At 37.4% G+C, this 1,469-nt stretch carries 1 protein-coding gene and 1 pseudogene; both read left to right on the forward strand.

The window, feature by feature from the left end; translation table 11 throughout:
- The coding region (locus BZG75_RS15355) for a hypothetical protein (RefSeq protein WP_077577422.1) at positions 1-1,042 on the forward strand (1,042 nt) is incomplete at its 5' end.
- A gap of 172 nt (positions 1,043-1,214) precedes the next feature.
- Positions 1,215-1,469, forward strand: a pseudogene (locus BZG75_RS15130) (hypothetical protein); the annotation flags it as partial.

The raw sequence follows: 1,469 nt of genomic DNA on the forward strand, positions 1-1,469 counted from the left end.
CATTGAGGAGAACATCGATAAAGTAGCTAATGATCCCTATATATCCATTGAGGAGAACATCGATAAAGTAGCTAATGATCCCTATATATCGAGTACAGTAAAGCCTGATGATGAGATGTATGACTTGATGCTAATGCTGCAGCGTGGTGATTGGAGTCAAAAAACTTGGGATGAGATGGACTCTTTGATGAAAAAGGGCGTAGAGAATGCCAAAATAATCTATGCACGTACAAAAATAGATGAGATTTATAAACGAAGTGAAGCCACTGCGATACTGACTGAATTGATGAGAAAAGGGAACCCCTATGCGACTTACTGGTTATCTAGTAAAAGTAACTTATGCCTTTCTTATCTTTCATCAGAACATTTTGGCAATAAAGTAGCAAAAGACCTCGGTTTAGATACCTCTTATGAAAATAAATATTGCACCGAGGGAATCTACCAAAGAGCAGTTGAGGAATTTAAAGAACTTGCAGCGAAAGGTGATCTTCGTGCTCAATACTTCTTGCTGAAAGAAAAAGGCCTTGATAAATCAGTAGAAAAACGTGAAGAGTATATTAAAGAAGTCATTCGATTCGCAGAGGCTCATTACTATAAGCCATTGATGGATTATACCGACTCATTGCAAATGCAGACAAATAACGGATTCGTCTTTCGCTCAAAAGAACTAGAAAAATTAGCGTTCGATCTTTTTAAGATTGCAAGTAATAACAACTACATCCCAGCCATGGGAACGGTAATGTACTATGACGAAGATAATCGAGAACTATATGAAAGGATGAAAAAAGTAGGAGGTAGCTACTATTTTTTATCGATGGCACTAGACAGAGCTGATGAGCTTAATAATAAAGAAAAATATTGTCATGCGTTATTGTATGAAAAGTTGTTCAATGACAACCGTTATTTTGTTTATTATGATGATTGGCCAAATAAGAGTTATTACGATGAAAGTATCTGTAATATAGAAAAAGAAATCGCTGAGATGAAGCCAATGATTTATATCGATTATTTCACTAGGATCGATAACTGGGGGCGAGGCTAAATTGCTGCTGACACTTTAGCCAATTGAAAGGTTTCTTACTAGTCTTAAATTTACATCCCAAACATTCCGCCCAGTAAGTGATACAACAATCGCTGGGCGGTAGCATTTGCTTAGCTTTAAAACGTTATGCTGTTTCTCGGCCCAAACATCACTATCTGTTGGACACAGCCCTATGATGCGTAATACAACGATTATCCAAGTTATATTTTTAAGCTTATCGATGAGTATCCTCACCGGTTGTAAAGAAAAGGCGATCAACCCTGAAGATGACATCCCTTTATTCAAAGACTTCATTGAGGAGAACATCGATAAAGTAGCTAATGATCCCTATATATCGAGTACAGTAAAGCCTGATGATGAGATGTATGACTTGATGCTAATGCTGCAGCGTGGTGATTGGAGTCAAAAAACTTGGGATGAGATGGAC

The sequence above is a fragment of the Salinivibrio sp. AR640 genome (assembly GCF_001995405.1).
Lineage (GTDB): Bacteria > Pseudomonadota > Gammaproteobacteria > Enterobacterales > Vibrionaceae > Salinivibrio > Salinivibrio costicola.